Genomic DNA, 17,646 nt, shown 5'->3' with positions numbered 1-17,646 from the left:
CGTCCCCCTTGCTCACGACAAGTACACCCGGACGGCGACAGAAGGTGAAGTAGTCAGTCTGGTCCGAATGCGAGCAGGAACGTGTGTACGGCGTTGTCCGTGACCTCGGTGAGCTCGGCCCTGCTCAGCTTGCGTGTGCCGAGGCGGGATCGGGTCTCCAACGGTGCGGTCAGCAGGGCGCCGAACTGTTCGGCGGCGACGACCGGATCGCCGAGCTTCAGCTTGCCGGCCAAGGCGAGGCGGGCGAGGCGGTCGGCGAGGGCGTCGTTCACCTTGTCGGTCGCGCGGTCGCGGACGATGTCCTGCAACTCCGGCATACTCCCCAGCTCGGCGTGCAGCAGCCGGCGCAAGGCCCACGACTTCTCGTCGCAGTAGCAGTCGGCGAGCTTCCGTCCGACCTCGGTCAGCACCTCGGCCGGGTCCCGGTCCGGGCGGAGCGCGTCGACGGCCGCCAGGTTGCGGGCGAGCGCGTCATCGGCCAGCGCGGCGACCGCCGCACGGAACAGCGACTCCTTGTCGCCGAAGTGGTTGTAGATCGTGTGCTTCGCGACCCCGGCGGTGGCCGCGACCGAGTCCACACTCGCCTGCCGGTACCCGTCCCGGGCGAAGACCGTGAACGCCGCGTCCAGGATCGCCTGGCGCTTGTCGATCCTGCCCCGGTTGACCGTCACCTGATCAGGGTAGCCCACAGCACCATGTCGTACGGTAAACTGCACTGGCCAGTGCAATCACGAGGAGGATCGATGATCGTCAACCTGTTGCGGATCCGGTTCAAGGACGGCGTGACCGTCGCGGAGCAGGAGGAGGTGCTGGCGGTGATGCGCCGTACGGCGTCCCTCGACAGCGTCGCGTTCGGTGCCGTCGGCAAAGACTTCGGCAACCCGGCCGACGGGTTCACACACTCGTACCTGGCGGCGATCCCGGACCTGGACGCGCTGGAGCGGTACATGCACGACCCGGTGCATCTCAGCGGCGACGACCTGATCCTGGACAAGCTCGAGAAGATGAGCGCCGTCCGCTTCACCGACGACAGCGACCAGGAGCTCGGCCAGGCCGTCTACGAGATCGCCGCACGGAAGATGCGGAAGTACCCAGACTGGGCCCGGCGCATCGACGAACTCTTCGGCGACAACGTCTGACCCCCGGCGCGCCGGACACTCGAGCGGCCCTCACCACGACGGCGGGTGGATAATTCGGGCGATCAAGGGGGTACGCAATGAGCGTTGAGGTGGTACGGGCGGGCAGAACGGGATGCCTCGTCCGGCTGGCCGTCGTTGTCGTCGGGGTCGGGTTGCTGATCCACGGTACGGTCCGCGGCACTGATGACCTCTGGCCGTTCGGGCCGATGTCGCAGTACGCGATGTCGGTCCCGGGCGACACCTCGATCGACTCCATCCGGGTCGTGGCGCTGACGGACGCCGGTACGACGGTCGACGTTCCGCTGGACACCAACGGCGCCGGAGTGCGGCGTGCCGAGATCGAGGCACGCACCAGCGCGATCGTGGCCGATCCGTCACTCCTGCAGTCGGTCGCGGACGACTGGGCCCGCAAGCATCCGGACAAGCCCAGGTACGTCCGGCTGGAGTTGGTCCGCGATACCACCACACTGGTGCGCGGCCGGGTCTCCGGCCACCCCGCGTCGAAGGTACTCGCCGTCTGGCAGGTCCGATGACGAGCTGGTTCCTGCCGCCGGTCGCGATCGCCCGGATCGCCTGGCTACGGACGATCCTCTATCTGTTCGTCCTCCTCGACATGCACGTCTTCGTCAACGACACTCGCTCGAAGGGCCATTCCCCGGAGCTGTACCAGCCGTTGTTCCTGGCCCGGCTGCTCGACCTCCCCCGGCCGAGCGTCCCGCTCACGAACACGCTGTACGGCGTCCTGATCGTGGCCTGCCTGGTCGGCGCGACGAACCGGCTCCCCCGCCTGGCCGGCTGGATCGTCGCGCCCGCCTTCACCTGGTGGGTGCTGATCGGGATGAGCGACGGCAAGGTCGACCACGACCACCTCGCCCTGGTCGTGGCATTGTGGGTCCTCCCTACGGTCGGCAGAGCGCGGTACGGCGACCTGCGGCCGAGCGAGCTCGCGGGCTGGGCCGTGCGGTGCGTCCAGATCGCCGTCGTCGCGACGTACGCACTGTCGGCGCTGGCCAAGATCCGCAGCGCGGATTGGGCGTTCACCTGGCCTGACAGCGCGGTGCTGACGTGGGCGATCGTACGGCGTCCCAACCCGCTCGGCGAGCGGCTGCTGAACTACCCGTGGCTGCTGCACATCATGCAGTGGATCGGCTTCACCGGTGAGATCCTGTCCCCGGTCGTCCTCTGGCTGCGAGGCCGGTGGTTGTTGCTCGCGGCACTGTTCTTCCTGGGCTTCCATGCGGCCAACACCGCGATGCTGGGGATCACCTTCCTACCGACCGCGATCTGCTGGCTGGCCTTCGCTCCCCTGGAACGCCTCGGACAGTTCGCGACACCGGCCGTCCGGGCCGCCACCAGAAAAGTCAGGACATGATGTTTTCGTTCGAAGGCCGCGGATTTCTTCTCGGTTTCGCGTCATGCCGCCCGCACTCGACCGTCTACCAGGTACAGGACCCCGCAGCATGGGATGGTGAGCCGATGGGCAGCGAGTACGACGACAGACGGCCAGCGCCGGAGGCACCGAGCCTGGCCCGTGTCTGGGATGCCCTCCAAGGCGGCAAGGACAACCGCGTCCCGGACCGCGCCGAGGCGGCACGGCTGGAGCAAGCGGTCTGTCTCAGTGAACTGGTCGCGGCCAACGCGGACTTCCGCCGACGCGCCCTCGAACACCTCGCCGGACCCGGCCGCGTCACGCAGTTCATCGACTGCGGTCCAGGGTTCCCGAACCCGGCCAGCGCGTCGACCATCCTCCATCAGTTCGCCCCAGAGGCCAGGGTCCTGTACGCCGACAACGATCCGCTCGTCCTCGCCCATTGCCGGGCGCTGCTCGAGGCCGACGACCGGGTACGAGTCGTGGACGCCGACATCTTCGACCCCAAAGCAGTCCTCCACGACGACGCGGTACGAACCTTCTTCGACTGGACCGCGCCGATCGCGCTCATCCACACCGCGACACTCCCGCACTACCCCGACGACCGGCGGCCGGTCGACGTGATGCGCGGATACGTCGAGGCGCTTCCGGCCGGCTCGTACACCGTCGTCTCGCACTTCGCCACGCCGGACCAGGACAGCCTGCGCCGGATGGCCGGCATCGCCGAGGCAGCCCTCGTGGACGGCCCGATCGGCTCCGGCTGGTTCCGGACGCTCGACCAGATCGCAGCGCTCTTCCCGGACCAGGAGCTGCTCGATCCCGGCCTGGTCCCGTGCGACGACTGGCGCCCGACCGACGACACCGACGAGCACGGCGCATCGATCCGCCGATGCCTGGTCGCCGCGATAGGGCGCATCGCGAGACCTGCCACCAAGTGATAATGCGCTCCGTGAGTCATCACGGGGATTCTCAGCACGAGGTCGCGGTCGCCGGACCCGCACCGGCGCTGGGCTGGGCCTTACTGCTGTGCAGTACGCCGTTCCTGCTCGTCGCCGTACCGAGCATCATCCACCACGACCCGTTCGTACTCGCCCACGCCGAGCGTTACCGCGTCGAGGGCGACTTCCCGCCCGGTGTGCTGCAGACGATCAGCCTCGCACTCAACCTGCTCTGGCTGTTCATGGTGTACCTCGGGCTCTCGGCCATCCTGATGCGGCAGTACTTCAGCGAGGCCGGCGTACGGTACCGCAGGCTCGTCCGCAGCCGTCGCCTCCCGGTCGAGGCGATGACCTCGATCAGCCTCACGAGCTACTTCCGGCCACGGGCCGCCGACGTCCTCAAGAGCCGCACAGGCATCGACCCCGGCGGCATCACGGACGCCCAGGAGATCGCCGGATTCGAGCCGCTCGCGATCCGGGGAACCGTCGGAAGGCTCACCGTGCGCCTCCAACTCCAGTCGGGCAAGGGTGCGCTCGACGCGATGCAGTACGTCGACCAGTGGGTCCGCCGGCGCCCCGACCTGCTCGACGACAACGCCCGTACCTACTTCGTCCACCGCGGCGCACTGCCCCCGGACTGACGGGCCGGCGTACTCGCGCGTTGGGTCAGGATCGGAGGGCGCGTAGGCCCGTGCGTATTTCGTCCACCAGGATCTCGGGCTGTTCCAGGGCCGCGAAGTGCCCGCCCTTGTCGGCCTCGCCGTAGTGGATCAGATTGCTGTAGGTGTCTTCGATCCAGCTTCGTGGCAGCCGAGGGATGTCCCTCGGGAAGACCGTCACCGCGACCGGAAGCGTCAGCTTCGGGCCGGCGAAAGTGGCCGACCTGTTCTCCCAGTAGATGCGGGCGGACGACGCCGCGCTGTTGGTGAACCAGTAAAGGGAGATCGCGTCGAGCATGGCGTCCATGCTGAGGGTGTCCTCGGCGAGCCCCTGGTTGTCGGTCTTGGACTGGAACTTCTCGTAGATCCAGGCTGCCTGGCCGACCGGAGAATCCGCCAGGGCGAACCCGACAGTCTCCGGCTTCGTGCCCTGCAGGTGATTCGACCCACCGAGCTCGCCGGTGTAGCGGGCGAGGGTCTCCACGGCGTAGTGCTGTTCGGGCGACAACGTGTCGGGGATCTGTGCGGGGAAGGCGTACTGGGTGTTCAGATGGATTCCGGCAAGCCCCTCGGGTTGCATAGCCCCGAGGGCGGTCGTGACGACGGCACCCCAATCGCCGCCTTGCGCAGCCCACCTCGTGTACCCGAGGCGCCGCATCAGTTCCGCCCAAGCGCCGGCGATGCGCGACACGGTCCACCCGGTCGCCGTGGGCTTCTGGGAGAACCCGAATCCGGGCAACGACGGTACGACGACGTCGAACGAGTCGGCAGCGTCACCTCCGTACGCCACCGGATCGGTCAGCGGGCCGATCAGCTGCAGGAATTCGACGATCGAGCCCGGCCATCCGTGCGTCAGGAGCAGCGGCATCGCGCCGGGATTCTTGGACCTGACGTGCAGGAAGTGGATGTCCAGCCCGTCGATCTCGGTCAGGAACTGGGGGAACCGATTGAGTTCGGACTCGAAGCGCCGCCAGTCGTAGCCGTGCTCCCAGTACTCGACCAGGGCTCTGGCGTTCTGCACCCGAACCCCTTGCGACCAGTCGCCCACCGTCTCCGGATCCGGCCAGCGGGTCCTGGCCAGTCGCTGCTTCAGGTCGTCGACCTCCGCCTCCGGGATCGAGACGGCGAACGGGCGGACGAGGGTCATGGCCTTCTCCTCCTGGGAGTTCTTCGCTGCACACCAGTGTGCAATCTACGTCATTGCACACCGGTGTGCAAGAATCGTCCCGTGCCCGCCGAGTCCTCCCGCGTACGTTCGACGAACGAGACACGCGATCGCATCCTCGACGTCGCCCTCGACGTACTGGGGGAGAATCCCGACGCCGGAATGGGTGACATCGCCGCCGCTGCCGGCGTCGTCCGCCGGACGGTCTACGGCCATTTCCCCTCGCGCCTCGACCTGATCCGGACGCTGACCGAACGGGCCGTCACCGAGATGACCGCCGTACTCACCGAAGCCGAAGCCAACGCCATCGACGCAGCAGCGGACGCGGCCTGGGTCGAATTCATCGCCCGCGTCTGGCCGGTGGCGCACCGGTACCGGGTGCTGCTCGCGCTGCGCCGCGGCGAGTACGGCGACGCGATCCACAGCCTGCTCGGACCACTCGACGACCTCCTCGCGGCCCTCGTGAAACGGGGCCAGGACAGCGACGTGTTCGCGCAGCACCTACCGGCCGGCATCCTGAGCCAACTTGCCTACGGCACCGTGTTCACCATCGCGGACAACGACCGGACGACCAGGGCCCGCGGCGCCCGAGCAGCAACCATCACGAGCCTCCTGATGCTCGGAGTACCCGAAGCACGCGCGATCGCCCTCGTTGACGACCAACCCTGACACGCAGCACTCGATCGGAGTCAGGTCCGGAGCTTCGACGGGTGATCGGCGAGCGGGGTCACGTGGATGGTCATGTACGGGAACAGGGGCAGGCTGGACAGGAGGGTGTGGAGGTCGTCGTTGGAGGCGACGTCGAAGATGCTGAAGTTGGCGTACTCGCCGACGATGCGCCACAGCTCCGGCCAGACCCCCTGCTGCTGCAGTTCGATCGCGCGCGCCTTCTCGCGGGCGATGAGGTCGGTGCGGGTTTCCGTCGGCAGGTCGGGCGGTAGGTGGACGTCCATGCGGACGTGGAACAGCATCAGTCCTCCCGGGTGAGGTGCGTACGGCGGAGGGCGGCGACGGCGTCGAGATCCAGGTCGACGCCCAGGCCTGGCCCGTCGGGGAGCTGGAGTGCGCCGTTCTCGTAGCGCAGCGGCGTGCGGAGGATCTCCTCGGCGAACAGGAGGGGGCCGAACAGCTCGCTGCCCCAGGTCACGCCGGGTGCCGCGCAGGCCAGCTGGAGTGAGGCGGCGGTGCCGATCCCGGTCTCGATCGACGTACCGCCGTGGCACGGGATCCCGGCGGCCGCGGCGATCGCGACGATGTCCCGGGCCCTGCGCAGTCCGCCGACCTTGGTGGTCTTCATCGACCAGACGTCGGCGGCTCGCAGCCCCACGAGCCGGAGGGCGTCGACCGGCGTACGGAGAGATTCGTCCGCCATGACAGGGATCGGCAGCAGCCGGTTGAGCTCGGCCAAGGCCTCGACCTGGTCGCCGGGAACGGGTTGCTCGACCAGTTCGACCCCGGCCGCCGCGAGCCGTGGCAGGTAGGTCTTCGCGGTCGTGAGGTCCCAGCGGGCGTTGAGATCCACGCGGACGCCGGCCGACCCGGCCAGCTTCTCGGCGATCGCGCAGATCCGGCGGGTGTCCTGTTCCGGGTCGAGCGCGCCCATCTTCAGCTTGAAGGTCTTGTGCTGACCCGACCGGAGTTTGGCCAGCGCCTCCTCGACGACGACCTCCTCCGGATCCGCGCCGAGCGCCCAGGTCACGTCGATCGACGTCCGCGCCAGGCCGCCCAGCAGGACGTGCACCGGTACGCCGAGGGACCGCGCCCACGCGTCGTGCAGGGCGACCTCGACCGCGCACTTCGCATACAGGTTCGCGTTGACGTGATCGGTGACGTCCTGCCAGATCGCGGCGATCTCCGACACCCGGCGGCCCGGCAGCAGCGGGGCGACGTACGTGTCGAGGGTGACCTTCATCGACTCGACCGACTCGCCTCCCCACCACGGCCCGCCGGGCACCACGCCCTCACCCACGCCGACGACACCGTCGCGGGTGTGGACGAAGGCCAGGAGTACCGGCTGGGCGGTCATCGTGACGCGGGCGAACCGGTGCGGCCGCCGGAGGGGTACGTCGATGATGACCGTCTCCAGCCGGTCGATGGTGAGATCCATCAGCCCTGCTCGAGGTCGAAGTCGTACGCCACCCGCCGGACGCCGGTCCCGTCGTCGGCCGGGTCGAGGATCAGCTCGGGTTTGGTCGCCTCCGCGACGTCGGAGTCGAGCCAGTCGCCGCCGGCGAAGTACAGCTGGGTGGTGATCGTGCGATGCCCGTCGGCCCGCACCATCAGGTGCAGGTGCGCGGGCCGCCACGGGTGCCACCCGGCCGCCTCGATCAGCCGGCCGGTCGGGCCGTCGGTCGGGATCTGGTACGGCGCCGGCTGCACGGTCCGGATCTCGAAGCGGCCCTGGTCGTCGGTCACCACCACGCCACGCAGGTTGCCGTCCGGCAGGTGCGGCGCGAAGCCCGAGTAGTAGCCGTCGGCGTCCGCGTGCCAGATGTCGACCTCGGCACCGGCCAGCGGCATGCCGTCCAGGTCACGCACCTGGCCGGACAGCACCAGCGGGGTGCCCTTCTCGTCTTCGCGATGTGGCAGCTCGCAAGACGACGAAAGCCGTACCTGGTCGGGAAGGTAGTAAGGGCCTTCAATTGTTCCTTTGGTGCCGTGTTGGGTCGTGGCCGCGACCTCCTCGACGACGTGTTCCACGAAGACATCCATGAACAGCGGCCACTCGCCCACCTCGCCGACCTCCATCAGCCACGCCTTCGCGGCCTGGAACTCCGGATAGGTCACCTGCTGCGACCGGATGGAAGAATGGATACCTTGCAGAACGGCCGTGACCACGGCGCTCACGCGTTCCGGAGAGACGTCGGCAGCCGAGCGTTGCTTCGCCTTGAAGTTGGAGCTCGCGTTCGCGCCGGAGCCCGCGGCGGTGGGAGAGTGCTGCACAGTTGTCATCATGCGCTCCTTCAGCGGTTGAGGATCCGGCTGACGTCGGTCGGGTTGACCAGGTCCGGCACCGTCCAGCCGTCCAGGTCGTACTCGGCGAGCATGGTCTCGGCGAAGCCCTTCATCGCCGCGGTCTCGCCCTGCGCCTCGGCGGCGAACAGGATCTCCGCCTTGACGTTCTCGTGGTTGCCCGAGTAGTTCCGTTCGTACAGTTCGTGCCGCCCGCCGAACTCGGTACCGACCGCGTCCCACAGCGCCTTCATCAGCTTGGTCCGCTCGACGGCGTCGTACCCGTTGGAGCCGCGGACGAAGCGGTCCAGGTACGGGCGTACCTCGGGAGTCTTGAAGTCGATCGCGTTGGAGTTGAGGTAAATGAGGCCGGAGGCAACGTCCTGCTGGATGATCTCCTTGACCCGCGGGTACCCGGTGATCATGAACTGGCGGTAGATCAGGCCGTAGTCGAGCTTCGGCAGCACCGTCCCGTTCGGGCCCGGGTCCGGGTTCAGCGCCATCGCGTCGGCCATGCAGCGGAACAGGTTGCGCCAGCCGATCACCTCACCGACCCGGGTCTGTACGCCGCGGAAGTCCTTGCTGCCCGTGCATTCGAGGGCCTTGAGCAACAGTCCGGCGATGAAGTCGAGCTTCACCGAGAGCCGGATGCAGCCGTGGAACGTGAACCGCGGGATGAATCCGGACTGTGGGAAGAACCCGTTGATCTTGTCCACGTCGCCGTACAGGAAGATGTTCTCCCACGGCACCAAGACCTTGTCGAAGACGAAGATGGTGTCGTTCTCGTCCATCCGGCTGGACAGCGGGTAGTCGAACGGGCTGCCCATCACGTCGGCCTGCATGGTGTACGACGGCCGGCAGATCAGCTTCACGCCCGGCGCGTCCATCGGGACCGTGCAGATCAGCGCGTACTCCTTCTTCTTGATCGGCAGCCCGTAGTGGGCGATGAAGTTGTAGTTCGTGATCGCGGACCCGGTCGCGACGACCTTCGCGCCGGACACGATCACGCCCGCGTCGGTCTCCTTCTCGACCCGCATGAAGATGTCGCCCGCCTCGTCCGGCGGCAGGTTGCGGTCGACCGGCGGGTTGATGATCGCGTGGTTCCAGTACAGGACCTTCTCCTGCGACTCCTTGTACCAGCGCTTCGCGTTCTCCTCGTACGGCTGGTAGAAGTCGGTGTTCCCGCCGAGGGTGCCGAGGAAGCTGGCCTTGTAGTCCGGGCTGCGGCCCATCCAGCCCCAGGTCTGCCGGGCCCAGTGCTCGATCGCGACCCGGTCCTTCTGCAGGTCCGCGGAGCTGTGCGGCGTCCGGAAGAACGGGTGCGTGTAGCCGCCGTTGCCGGTGTCGGTCGGTACGGTGATCTCGTCGTGCGTCGCCGGGTCGTGCAGGGCGTCGTACAGCCGGGCGGTCATCCGGGCCGGGTTGCGGAACGCCGGGTGTTCGGTGACGTCCTTGACCCGTTCGCCGTAGATCCAGATCTCGCGGTCGTCTCGGATCGAGTCCAGGTACTCCGCGCCCGTCATCGGGCGCTTGGTCTGTTGTTCGACCACAGTGGTCATCGAAGGTTCCTTTCGAGCAGTGGCGTGAAGACGGCGGTGGTGTCGAACCAGCCGAAGTCCGGGCAGTCGAGCGATCCCGACCAGTGGGTCTCGACCGGCCCGAGGTAGCGGAACCGGCCGCCGTGGAACAGCAGCGGGTCCCGGGCGGTGATCTCGACCGCGGCCACCTCACCGATCACGATCAGGTGGTCGCCGCCGTCGTACGTCCGCCACGGCCGGCACGAGATCGTCGTGGCCGCGCCCTGGAGCAGCGGAGCGAGCGGACCGTCGACCCAGCCGGGGGTGCGGTGCGCGGGACGCCCGGCGAAGTGCCAGGCGACGTCGAGCTGGTCGTCGGCGAGCACGTTGATCGCGAACGGCTTGCCGTCGAGGTACTGGCACGCCTTCGACGTGCGGGTCAGCGTGACCTGCGCGAGCGCGGGCTCGAGCGACACGGCGGTGAAGGCGTTCACGGTGGCGCCGTGCGGACGGCCGTCCGCACTGGTGCAGGTCACCACGGTCACGCCGGTGGCGAACTGGCCGAACGCGTTCCGGAGTTCTCGCGAGTCCATCAGCGTTACCTCCTCAGATTGTACGCTCTGCGTACATTTCGTACGCTTGGCGTACAGCAAGACCTTGGGGTCAACGCGGTCGACTGTCAAGAGCTCAACAACTTTCTCTGGAAGGATGCACCGCATGACTGGGGAGGAAAACGAGCGCGACTACGTGCAGAGCATCGAGCGCGGGTTCGCCGTACTGCTCGCGTTCGACGCCGACCGGCCGAACCCGACGCTCGCCGAGGTGGCGGCCGCGACCGGACTGTCGCGGCCCGCCGTACGGCGGATCCTGCTCACGCTGCAGCGGCTCGGGTACGTCGCGGCCACGGGCAGCCGGTGGACGCTGACGCCGCGGGTGCTCACGATCGGCCAGCACTACGCGGCGACGCACACGTTCGTCGAGACCGCGCAGCCGCATCTGCTCCGGCTGGCCGAGGCGACCCAGGAGTCGGCGTCGCTCGCGGAGCTCGACGGGACCGACGTCGTGTACGTCGCCCGCGTCCAGGTACGGCGGATCCTCAGCATCCAGATCGACGTCGGCAGCCGTGTCCCGGCCCACGCGACCTCCATGGGCCGGGTGCTGACCGCGTGGGCGGACGCGTCGGTCGTCGACGCCGTGATCGCGGGCGGGCTGCGACGCCTGGCGGCGCACACGATCACGGATGCGACGGGCTTCCGCGACGCCCTGCACAAGGTCAGGCAGGACGGGTACGCCGTGGTCGAGTCGGAGCTCGAGGACGGCCTGCTGTCCGCATCGGTCCCGGTGCACGCACCGGACGGCGGCGTCCTCGCGGCGCTGGCCTACTCCACGACCGTCGGGCGGACGAGCACCGACCAGATCGTGACCAAGATCGTCCCGTTGATGCAGGAGGCCGCGGCCGCGATCAGCGCGGACCTACGACTGCTCCGCGGCTCCCGGCAACTCGACGCCACCCCTCGCGACGGGTTCTTCTAGACCAGATTCGCCAGTACGGCGAGCGCGCGGTGCAGGTGTGGTGCCTCGTCGTCCGCGCGCGTCGCGGCCGCGAGTTCGACCGTGGCGCGGCCGGTCAGCGGGCGGTAGGCCACTCCGGGGACCATCAGCTCCGCCGTCGGCTCGGGTACGACGGCGACGCCCAGTCCCGCCGCGACGAAGGTGACCAGCGTCGACGTCTCCGCGACCTCGTGCCGGACCCGCGGCTCGAACCCGGCCTCCCGGCAGCGCGCCTGGACCGCGTCGTGCATCACCGACCGGCCGCCGCCGGCGTGGATCACGAAGTCCTCGCCCGCCAGGTCCCGCAGCCGGAGGCGCGCCCGCCCGGCCAGCCGGTGCCCGTCGGGAACCGCGACGATCAACCGGTCGGTGCGGAGCGTCCGCACCCGCAACGCGTCCTCGTCGACCGGCCGCCGGAGCAGGCCGAGATCGATCCGGCCGGCCAGCAGCGCGCCGGCCTGGTCGGGGGCCAGCATCTCCCCCTGCACCGAGACCTCCACGTCCGGAAGCTCCTCGCGCAGGGTCCGCACGAGCTGCGGGAGCAGGCTGTAGGTCGCGGACCCGACGCATCCGATCACCAGCCGGCCCTGCAGTCCCGCCGCCACCCGCTGCGCCTCCCCCGCCGCGGACGAGACGGCCGCGACGATCTGCCGCGCGCGGTCGAGGTAGGCCTCACCGGCGGCGGTCAGCTCGACCCGCCGCGTCGTCCGGCGCAGCAACTGCACGCCGAGCTCCGCCTCCAGCTGGCGGATCTGCTGGGACAGGGGCGGCTGGGCGATATGCAGCCGGGCGGCCGCCCGGCCGAAGTGCCGTTCCTCGGCGACGGCGACGAAGTACCGCAGATGGCGCAGCTCCACGATTCATACTCTCAGAGTCTTGATCGAGCGTAAATGAGTATTTCTCCATATCGGTCTGTCCGGCCTACGGTCGAGGGCATGAGCGACGTGGTGATCTGTGAGCCGATCCGTACCCCGGTGGGCCGCTTCGGCGGTGCGCTGGCAGCCCTCTCCGCGGCCGACCTTGCGACCGCCGCGCTCACCGAGCTGGTACGGCGGACCGGCCTCGGCGAAGGCGATGTCGACGACGTCATCCTCGGTCAGTGCTACCCGAACGGCGAGGCGCCCGCGATCGGCCGGATCGCCGCCCTCGACGCCGGCCTCGGTACGTCGGTGCCCGGCGTCCAGGTGGACCGCCGCTGCGGCTCGGGCCTGCAGGCCGTGCTGTACGCCGCCGGCATGGTCGCCACCGGCGCCGCCCGCGTGGTTGTTGCCGGGGGCACCGAATCCATGTCGCAGGTCGAGCACTACGCACTCGGGCTGCGGACCGGTGTCCGCGGGAACGTCGAGCTGAACGACCGCCTGGTCCGCGCCCGCGAGACCGCCGGCGGGAAGTACCACCCGGTCCCCGGCGGGATGCTCGAGACGGCCGAGAACGTACGGCGTGAGTACGGGATCTCCCGCGCGGAGCAGGACGAGTTCGCCCTTCGTTCTCACCAGCGCGCGATCGCCGCCCAGGCCGAGGGCCGCTTCGCCGGCGAACTGGTGCCGATCGCGGGCGTGGTCGCCGACGAGCACCCGCGGGCCGACACCACGCTCGAGAGTCTCGCGAGGCTGCGACCGGTGATGGTGAAGGCAGATCCCGAGGCAACCGTGACCGCGGGGAACGCGAGCGGCCAGAACGACGGCGCCGCCGTCTGCGTGGTGACCACGCGCGAGGAGGCCGAGCGCCGCGGTCTCCGCCCGCTCGTCGCGCTCCGCTCCTGGGCGGTCGCCGGCGTCGGCCCCGAGGTGATGGGGATCGGACCCGTACCGGCCGTCGCCGCGGCGCTCGCCCGCGCGGACCTCACCCTCGACGAGCTCGACCTGATCGAACTGAACGAGGCCTTCGCGGCTCAGGTACTCGCGTGCCTGCGGGAATGGAAGCTCGATCCCACCGACGAACGCCTGAACCCGAACGGCTCCGGCATCTCGCTCGGCCACCCGGTCGGCGCGACCGGCGCCCGGATCCTCGCCACGCTGTCACACGAACTGCACCGCCGCGGCGGGCGCTATGCGATAGAGACGCTCTGCATCGGCGGCGGCCAGGGCATCGCCGCGATCTTCGAGGCCGTCCGATGACGGACGTCGCCCACGTCGTCAGCGGCCGGCCAGATGCGCCGACTGTCGTGCTGGCCAACTCGCTGGGGTCCACCTGGGAGATGTGGGACGCCAACCTCGCCGACTGGGAGCAGCACTTCCGGGTGGTCCGCTTCGACACCCGCGGTCACGGCCGCTCACCGGTCCCGCCCGGTCCGTACGACATCGACGACCTCGCCGACGACGTCGTCGTACTGCTCGATCGGCTCGGCGTCGAGCGGGCGCACTTCGTCGGGCTGTCGCTGGGCGGGATGACCGGAATGCGGCTCGCCGCGCGCAACCCGGAGCGCGTCGACCGGCTGGTGGTGCTGTGCACCGGCGCGCGGCTCGATCCCGCGTCGGCGTGGACCGAGCGCGCCGAACTCGTCCGGGCGAAGGGCTCAGCGGCGGTCGCGGAAGCCGTCGTACGTCGATGGTTCACCGCAGCACGGCTGGAGTCGGATCCGATGCTGCGCGATCGGTCCGAGGCCATGGTGGCGTCCACCCCGGCCGAGGGTTACGCGTCGTGCTGCGAGGTGATCGCGACCATGGATCTACTGCCCGACCTTGCCGGCATCAGCGCTCCCACCCTCGCCGTCGCCGGAGCCGACGACCCGGCCACTCCCCCTTGGCAGCTGGAGCGGATCGCGAACTCGGTTGCCCACGGCAATCTTCTGGTCGTGCCGGGCGCCGCGCACCTGGCGGCCGCGGAACGGCCGGACCTGATCGACCCGGCCGTGATCGCGCACCTGCTGGGGGCCGGCGAATGACCGTGGACAAGGTCGTCGCGACACCGGCCGACGCGGTGGCGGACATCCCGGACGGCAGCAGCCTGGCCGTGGGCGGCTTCGGGCTGGCCGGCATCCCGTGGTTCCTGATCGAGGCGCTGCTCGAGCAGGGCGCCCGGGACCTGACCGTGGTGTCGAACAACTGCGGCGTGGACGGCGCCGGCCTCGGCCTGCTGCTCGAACAGGGGCGGATCAGCCGGGTCGTCGCGTCGTACGTCGGGGAGAACAAGGAGTTCGCCCGGCAGTACCTGGCCGGCGAACTGCAGGTGGAGCTGACCCCGCAGGGCACCCTCGCCGAACGGCTGCGGGCGGGCGGTGCGGGAATCGGCGCGTTCTTCACCCCGACCGGCGTCGGTACGCTCGTCGCCGACGGCGGCCTGCCCTGGCGGTACCACCCCGACGGAACGGTCGCGGTGGCCTCGCCGCCGAAGGAGGTCCGGACGATCCGGGGTCGCGAGATGGTCCTCGAGGAAGCGATCGTCACCGATGTCGCGCTGGTCCGGGCCGCGGTGGCCGATCGGGCCGGCAACTGTGCCTTCCACGCGGCCGCGCGGAACTTCAACCCGGTCGCCGCGACGGCCGGGCGGCTGACGATCGTCGAGGCCGAGCAGGTCGTCGAGACGGGTTCACTCGCCCCGGACGCGGTCCATCTCCCGGGTGTCTTCGTGCAGCGCGTCGTACCGCTGACGCCGGAACAGGCGGCCCGCAAGAGCATCGAGAAGCGCACCACCCGACCACGACCGGAGGCCTGACATGCCGTGGTCCCGTGCCGAGATGGCGGCCCGCGCGGCCCGGGAGCTGAACGACGGCGAGTACGTGAACCTCGGGATCGGGCTGCCGACGCTGATCCCCGAGCACCTGCCGCCCGGCGCGGGCGTCACCCTGCAGGCCGAGAACGGCGTCCTCGGCCTCGGCCCGTTCCCGTACGACGACGAGGTCGACCCGGACCTGATCGATGCGGGCAAGCAGACGGTCACGGTCGTCGCGGGTGCGTCGTACTTCGACTCGGCGACCAGCTTCGCGATGATCCGCGGCGGCCACGTCGACGTCGCGGTCCTCGGCGGCATGCAGGTCTCCGGGTACGGCGACCTCGCGAACTGGATGGTGCCCGGCTCGATGGTCAAGGGGATGGGCGGTGCGATGGACCTGGTCAGCGGCGCCCGCCGGGTGATCGTGCTGATGGAGCACCGCACCCGCACGGGCGCCCCGAAGCTGGTCGAGTCCTGCACACTGCCGCTGACCGGCCGCCGCGTCGTCGACCGGGTCGTCACCGACCTCGCCGTCCTCGACGTACGCCGGGGTTGTTTCGCCCTCGTCGAACTGGCGCCGGGCGTGTCCGCCGACGAGGTCAGGGAGGCGACCGCGGCACATGTCTGTTGAGGAACGCGTTCAACGGCTGGAGGATCTGCACGCGATCGGCCAGCTACGCGCCCGGTACTGCCAGTTCCTGGACGACTGCCGGTGGGACGAGCTGGCCGGCCTCTTCACCGAGGACGGCTGCTTCGACGGGCTGTCGGTGGTCCGCGGCCGCGCGGCGCTCCGTACCTTCTTCCCGAACCTCTTGGCAGGACCGCTCGACGCGTGGTGGCACTTCAGCTCCAACGAGACGATCGACCTCGACAGCGACACCGCGACCGGCCAGACCTGGCTGTACCAGCCTTGCGTCGTCGAAGGCGTCGCCCAGATCGCGGCCGGTCGCTACACCGACTCGATGGTGCGCGACCCCGACGGTGCGTGGCGGTTCGCCGTCCGCCGGGTCCGCTTCTTCTACTGGGTCACCTCGGGCGCGCCCTGGTTCCCGGGCCGGTACGACTATGCGCCGGCGGAACTGCCGACTGGTCCAACCAGTTGACATGTTACGGAGACAGCCGCATGCTGGGGCGTCATGGAGGTCACGCCCGTAGTCAGGGCCGCGGTGTCGGATGTCGTGTTCGGGCAGTTGGTCGACGAGATCCTGTCCGGGCGGCTCGCGCCCGGCGAGGTGCTGCCGGCCGAGCGTGAGTTGGCCAAGTCGTTCCAGGTCAACCGGCACGCGATCCGGGAGGCGCTGAAGCGGATCCAGCAGGCCGGGCTGATCCGGATCACGCACGGCGGCAAGACCGCCGTACAGGACTGGCGTACGCATGCCGGGCTCGACGTACTGTCGGCGCTGGCCGCGTCCGGGGCGATCCCGCCGCTGCGGGTGGTGCGGGACATCGCCGAGATGCGCCGGTCCGTGGCGGCCGACGCCGCGCGGCTGTGTGCAGTGAACGCGACCGACGAGCAACGGGCGGCGGTCACCCAGGCGGCCGCGGACTATCCGTCGCCGGGTGGCGCCGAGGTGTTCGCCGGGGACCTGGCCTTCTGGACCGCGGTGGTCACCGGCTCGGGCAACGTCGCTTACCGGCTCGGGCTGAACACCCTGGTGGCCGCCTTCGGCGAGGTCGGCTGGCAGGTCGTCGCGGACCTCGGGCTGGCCGCCGAGTTCGCCGCGGCCGCGCAGCACCGCAAGCTCGCCGCGGTGATCGCCGCCCGCGACGCGACCGCCGCGCAGCGCACCGCGCACCGATTGCTCAGCCGCTTCGTCGACGCCGTGAACCCAAGGGAGTGAGGACGATGTTCGACCTGATCCTGCACGCGATCCCGGTGTTCGTGGTCTGCCTGGCACTGGAGGCCGCCTCGTTCTACCTGCTGCCCGACGACAACGAACTCGGGTACAACCTGCGTGACTCGCGGACCAGCCTGGCCATGGGCCTGGGCAACGTGGTGATCAACATCGGCTGGAAGCTGGTGGTCGTCACCGTGTACGCCGCTGCCTACCTGGTCACCCCGCTGCGCCTGCCCGCGGACAATCCGCTGACCTGGGTCGCACTGTTCGTCGCCGACGACCTCGCCTACTACTGGTACCACCGCGGCCACCACCGCATCCGCGTGTTCTGGGCCAGTCACGTCGTGCACCACTCGAGCGAGTTCTACAACCTGTCGACCGCGCTCCGGCAACCCTGGACGCCGTTCACGTCGCTGCCGTTCTGGCTGCCGCTGGCCGTGCTCGGGTTCCCGCCGTGGATGATCCTGCTGCAGCAGTCGATCAGCCTCGTCTACCAGTTCTTCATCCACACCGAGCGGATCGGCACGCTCTGGCGACCCGTCGAACTCGTCCTGAACACCCCGTCCCACCACCGCGTCCACCACGGCTCGAACACCATTTATCTGGACCGCAACTACGGCGGCATCCTGATCGTCTGGGACCGCCTGTTCACCACGTTCGAACCCGAACGCGAACGCGTCGTCTACGGCCTGACCACGAACATCCGCACCCACAACCCACTGCGCGTCGCCACACACGAGTTCGCCGCCATCTGGCACGACGTACGCCGCGCACCGAACTGGCGCACCCGCCTCAACCACCTCGTCCGCGGCCCCGGCTGGTCCCCCCAACCCTGAGCACCCGCGCCCGGCAGGGCACCGAGCCGCG

22 protein-coding genes are annotated in these 17,646 nt (G+C 69.5%); 14 read left to right on the top strand and 8 right to left on the bottom strand.

Going from position 1 to position 17,646, the window contains the following annotated elements:
• Positions 1-53: 53 nt before the first annotated feature.
• The gene (locus tag ACFV9C_RS33600; RefSeq protein WP_380199866.1) at positions 54-671 is read right to left on the bottom strand and encodes a TetR/AcrR family transcriptional regulator; all 618 of its coding nucleotides are present in this window, start codon (positions 669-671) and stop codon (positions 54-56) included.
• Positions 672-743: 72 nt separating this feature from the next.
• On the opposite strand from ACFV9C_RS33600, the gene ACFV9C_RS33595 reads away from it, so the two are divergent.
• From ACFV9C_RS33595 to ACFV9C_RS33575, 5 genes are all read left to right on the top strand, one after another.
• The gene (locus ACFV9C_RS33595; RefSeq protein WP_380199864.1) at positions 744-1,139 is read left to right on the top strand and encodes a Dabb family protein; all 396 of its coding nucleotides are present in this window, start codon (positions 744-746) and stop codon (positions 1,137-1,139) included.
• 77 nt (positions 1,140-1,216) lie between these two features.
• A complete protein-coding gene (locus ACFV9C_RS33590) occupies positions 1,217-1,672 on the top strand; it encodes a hypothetical protein (protein ID WP_380199862.1) in 456 nt (151 codons plus the stop codon).
• A complete protein-coding gene (locus ACFV9C_RS33585; protein ID WP_380199860.1) occupies positions 1,669-2,511 on the top strand; it encodes a hypothetical protein in 843 nt (280 codons plus the stop codon). Before ACFV9C_RS33590 ends, ACFV9C_RS33585 begins: the two co-directional genes overlap by 4 nt.
• 104 nt (positions 2,512-2,615) lie before the next feature.
• Positions 2,616-3,446 (top strand): SAM-dependent methyltransferase, encoded by an 831-nt coding sequence (locus tag ACFV9C_RS33580; RefSeq protein WP_380199858.1) that lies wholly within the window; start codon positions 2,616-2,618, stop codon positions 3,444-3,446.
• 11 nt (positions 3,447-3,457) lie between these two features.
• Positions 3,458-4,087 carry a hypothetical protein gene (locus ACFV9C_RS33575; protein WP_380199856.1) on the top strand — a complete coding sequence of 210 codons (630 nt, stop codon included), beginning with the start codon at positions 3,458-3,460 and terminating at the stop codon, positions 4,085-4,087.
• Positions 4,088-4,112: 25 nt separating this feature from the next.
• Here ACFV9C_RS33575 and ACFV9C_RS33570 read toward each other — a convergent pair whose 3' ends face one another.
• Entirely contained in the window at positions 4,113-5,252 is a 1,140-nt protein-coding gene (locus ACFV9C_RS33570) for an epoxide hydrolase family protein (protein WP_380199854.1), read from the bottom strand.
• Positions 5,253-5,333: 81 nt separating this feature from the next.
• Here ACFV9C_RS33570 and ACFV9C_RS33565 point away from each other — a divergent pair, with 81 nt between their 5' ends.
• Complete coding sequence (locus ACFV9C_RS33565; protein WP_380199852.1) at positions 5,334-5,939, top strand: TetR/AcrR family transcriptional regulator; 606 nt, start codon at positions 5,334-5,336, stop codon at positions 5,937-5,939.
• A gap of 20 nt (positions 5,940-5,959) precedes the next feature.
• Here ACFV9C_RS33565 and catC read toward each other — a convergent pair whose 3' ends face one another.
• Genes catC through ACFV9C_RS33540 form a run of 5 tightly spaced genes read right to left on the bottom strand, consistent with a single transcriptional unit; the run spans position 5,960 to position 10,332 of the window.
• Entirely contained in the window at positions 5,960-6,241 is a 282-nt protein-coding gene (catC, locus tag ACFV9C_RS33560) for a muconolactone Delta-isomerase (protein WP_380199850.1), read from the bottom strand.
• Entirely contained in the window at positions 6,241-7,377 is a 1,137-nt protein-coding gene (locus tag ACFV9C_RS33555) for a muconate/chloromuconate family cycloisomerase (protein WP_380199848.1), read from the bottom strand. The genes catC and ACFV9C_RS33555 overlap by 1 nt, the downstream gene beginning before the upstream one ends.
• Complete coding sequence (catA, locus tag ACFV9C_RS33550) at positions 7,377-8,222, bottom strand: catechol 1,2-dioxygenase (protein ID WP_380199846.1); 846 nt, start codon at positions 8,220-8,222, stop codon at positions 7,377-7,379. Before catA ends, ACFV9C_RS33555 begins: the two co-directional genes overlap by 1 nt.
• 11 nt (positions 8,223-8,233) lie before the next feature.
• A complete protein-coding gene (locus ACFV9C_RS33545) occupies positions 8,234-9,781 on the bottom strand; it encodes a 4-hydroxyphenylacetate 3-hydroxylase family protein (RefSeq protein ID WP_380199844.1) in 1,548 nt (515 codons plus the stop codon).
• Complete coding sequence (locus ACFV9C_RS33540; protein WP_380199842.1) at positions 9,778-10,332, bottom strand: flavin reductase family protein; 555 nt, start codon at positions 10,330-10,332, stop codon at positions 9,778-9,780. Before ACFV9C_RS33540 ends, ACFV9C_RS33545 begins: the two co-directional genes overlap by 4 nt.
• 124 nt (positions 10,333-10,456) lie before the next feature.
• Here ACFV9C_RS33540 and ACFV9C_RS33535 point away from each other — a divergent pair, with 124 nt between their 5' ends.
• Positions 10,457-11,272: an IclR family transcriptional regulator C-terminal domain-containing protein gene (locus ACFV9C_RS33535; RefSeq protein ID WP_380199839.1), complete on the top strand. Its 816-nt coding sequence runs from the start codon at positions 10,457-10,459 to the stop codon at positions 11,270-11,272.
• Here ACFV9C_RS33535 and ACFV9C_RS33530 read toward each other — a convergent pair.
• The gene (locus ACFV9C_RS33530; RefSeq protein ID WP_380199837.1) at positions 11,269-12,147 is read right to left on the bottom strand and encodes a LysR substrate-binding domain-containing protein; all 879 of its coding nucleotides are present in this window, start codon (positions 12,145-12,147) and stop codon (positions 11,269-11,271) included. The two genes, ACFV9C_RS33535 and ACFV9C_RS33530, sit on opposite strands and share 4 nt — an antisense overlap.
• A 78-nt stretch (positions 12,148-12,225) precedes the next feature.
• Here ACFV9C_RS33530 and ACFV9C_RS33525 point away from each other — a divergent pair, with 78 nt between their 5' ends.
• The 7 genes from ACFV9C_RS33525 to ACFV9C_RS33495 are packed head-to-tail and all read left to right on the top strand — an operon-like array spanning position 12,226 to position 17,615.
• Positions 12,226-13,407: an acetyl-CoA C-acetyltransferase gene (locus ACFV9C_RS33525; RefSeq protein WP_380199835.1), complete on the top strand. Its 1,182-nt coding sequence runs from the start codon at positions 12,226-12,228 to the stop codon at positions 13,405-13,407.
• Positions 13,404-14,174 carry a 3-oxoadipate enol-lactonase gene (gene pcaD / locus ACFV9C_RS33520; protein WP_380199833.1) on the top strand — a complete coding sequence of 257 codons (771 nt, stop codon included), beginning with the start codon at positions 13,404-13,406 and terminating at the stop codon, positions 14,172-14,174. Before ACFV9C_RS33525 ends, pcaD begins: the two co-directional genes overlap by 4 nt.
• Positions 14,171-14,944 carry a CoA transferase subunit A gene (locus ACFV9C_RS33515; protein WP_380199831.1) on the top strand — a complete coding sequence of 258 codons (774 nt, stop codon included), beginning with the start codon at positions 14,171-14,173 and terminating at the stop codon, positions 14,942-14,944. Before pcaD ends, ACFV9C_RS33515 begins: the two co-directional genes overlap by 4 nt.
• A 1-nt stretch (position 14,945) precedes the next feature.
• On the top strand, positions 14,946-15,572 hold the full coding sequence (locus ACFV9C_RS33510) for a 3-oxoacid CoA-transferase subunit B (protein WP_380199829.1): 627 nt from the start codon (positions 14,946-14,948) through the stop codon (positions 15,570-15,572).
• Complete coding sequence (locus ACFV9C_RS33505) at positions 15,562-16,044, top strand: nuclear transport factor 2 family protein (protein ID WP_380199827.1); 483 nt, start codon at positions 15,562-15,564, stop codon at positions 16,042-16,044. Before ACFV9C_RS33510 ends, ACFV9C_RS33505 begins: the two co-directional genes overlap by 11 nt.
• Positions 16,045-16,077: 33 nt before the next feature.
• Positions 16,078-16,782: a FadR/GntR family transcriptional regulator gene (locus ACFV9C_RS33500; RefSeq protein ID WP_380199825.1), complete on the top strand. Its 705-nt coding sequence runs from the start codon at positions 16,078-16,080 to the stop codon at positions 16,780-16,782.
• Between the two features lie 5 nt (positions 16,783-16,787).
• Positions 16,788-17,615, top strand: coding sequence for a sterol desaturase family protein (locus ACFV9C_RS33495; protein WP_380199823.1), 828 nt, complete (start codon positions 16,788-16,790; stop codon positions 17,613-17,615).
• Positions 17,616-17,646: the final 31 nt, after the last annotated feature.

This window comes from Kribbella sp. NPDC059898 (assembly GCF_042730855.1).
Taxonomy (GTDB): Bacteria; Actinomycetota; Actinomycetes; order Propionibacteriales; family Kribbellaceae; genus Kribbella.
The sequence above is the reverse complement of the archived record's forward strand: the minus strand, read 5'-3'. Positions and strand labels throughout refer to the sequence as shown.

Bases quoted from the DNA above. Each gene is read 5' to 3' on its own strand.
- ACFV9C_RS33595 (WP_380199864.1), top strand. From the start codon at position 744: ATGATCGTCAACCTGTTGCGGATCCGGTTCAAGGACGGCGTGACCGTC.
- ACFV9C_RS33590 (WP_380199862.1), top strand. From the start codon at position 1,217: ATGAGCGTTGAGGTGGTACGGGCGGGCAGAACGGGATGCCTCGTCCGG.
- ACFV9C_RS33585 (WP_380199860.1), top strand. From the start codon at position 1,669: ATGACGAGCTGGTTCCTGCCGCCGGTCGCGATCGCCCGGATCGCCTGG.
- ACFV9C_RS33580 (WP_380199858.1), top strand. From the start codon at position 2,616: ATGGGCAGCGAGTACGACGACAGACGGCCAGCGCCGGAGGCACCGAGC.
- ACFV9C_RS33570 (WP_380199854.1), bottom strand. From the start codon at position 5,252: ATGACCCTCGTCCGCCCGTTCGCCGTCTCGATCCCGGAGGCGGAGGTC.
- catC (WP_380199850.1), bottom strand. From the start codon at position 6,241: ATGCTGTTCCACGTCCGCATGGACGTCCACCTACCGCCCGACCTGCCG.
- ACFV9C_RS33555 (WP_380199848.1), bottom strand. From the start codon at position 7,377: ATGGATCTCACCATCGACCGGCTGGAGACGGTCATCATCGACGTACCC.
- catA (WP_380199846.1), bottom strand. From the start codon at position 8,222: ATGACAACTGTGCAGCACTCTCCCACCGCCGCGGGCTCCGGCGCGAAC.
- ACFV9C_RS33545 (WP_380199844.1), bottom strand. From the start codon at position 9,781: ATGACCACTGTGGTCGAACAACAGACCAAGCGCCCGATGACGGGCGCG.
- ACFV9C_RS33540 (WP_380199842.1), bottom strand. From the start codon at position 10,332: ATGGACTCGCGAGAACTCCGGAACGCGTTCGGCCAGTTCGCCACCGGC.
- ACFV9C_RS33535 (WP_380199839.1), top strand. From the start codon at position 10,457: ATGACTGGGGAGGAAAACGAGCGCGACTACGTGCAGAGCATCGAGCGC.
- ACFV9C_RS33525 (WP_380199835.1), top strand. From the start codon at position 12,226: ATGAGCGACGTGGTGATCTGTGAGCCGATCCGTACCCCGGTGGGCCGC.
- pcaD (WP_380199833.1), top strand. From the start codon at position 13,404: ATGACGGACGTCGCCCACGTCGTCAGCGGCCGGCCAGATGCGCCGACT.
- ACFV9C_RS33515 (WP_380199831.1), top strand. From the start codon at position 14,171: ATGACCGTGGACAAGGTCGTCGCGACACCGGCCGACGCGGTGGCGGAC.
- ACFV9C_RS33510 (WP_380199829.1), top strand. From the start codon at position 14,946: ATGCCGTGGTCCCGTGCCGAGATGGCGGCCCGCGCGGCCCGGGAGCTG.
- ACFV9C_RS33505 (WP_380199827.1), top strand. From the start codon at position 15,562: ATGTCTGTTGAGGAACGCGTTCAACGGCTGGAGGATCTGCACGCGATC.
- ACFV9C_RS33500 (WP_380199825.1), top strand. From the start codon at position 16,078: ATGGAGGTCACGCCCGTAGTCAGGGCCGCGGTGTCGGATGTCGTGTTC.
- ACFV9C_RS33495 (WP_380199823.1), top strand. From the start codon at position 16,788: ATGTTCGACCTGATCCTGCACGCGATCCCGGTGTTCGTGGTCTGCCTG.